This is a genomic window from Streptococcus mitis (assembly GCF_946190115.1).
In the GTDB taxonomy this organism is placed as follows: Bacteria; Bacillota; Bacilli; order Lactobacillales; family Streptococcaceae; genus Streptococcus; species Streptococcus mitis_CO.
This window is the reverse complement of record NZ_CAMHZG010000052.1, coordinates 1-411: the sequence shown is the minus strand read 5'-3', so window position 1 is coordinate 411 and position 411 is coordinate 1. Positions and strand designations below refer to the sequence as shown.

Annotated in this window: 1 protein-coding gene; it reads left to right on the top strand. The window is 31.1% G+C overall.

What is annotated here, in order from left to right:
* Positions 1-411: ATP-binding cassette domain-containing protein (locus N8L90_RS09360; protein ID WP_261025219.1), on the top strand; the 411-nt coding region annotated here is incomplete at both ends.

Below are 411 nucleotides of genomic sequence, written 5' to 3'. Positions count from 1 at the left end.
GGAGAAATCTATGGTTTTTTAGGACCGAATGGTGCTGGAAAAACAACGTTAATGAAATGTATGTTATCCTTATCAACAATTACATCAGGTAGTATTGAGATTTTTGGGAAAAATTTACAAGAACACAGAGAAGAAATTCTAAGTCAGATTGGAAGTATTATTGAATCACCAATTTTTTATGATAATTGCACTGCAAAAGAAATTTTGGAAATTCACGCTCAGTATATGGGGAAAAATATTATTGAATCAGATATAATAAGAGCCTTAAGAATGGTCGGATTAAAAAATACGACTAAAAAAGTAAAAGATTTTTCGTTAGGAATGAGGCAAAGGCTTGGTTTAGCTCGTGCCTTTCTAACAAAACCTAAATTGTTAATTTTAGATGAGCCAATCAATGGTTTAGATCCAATA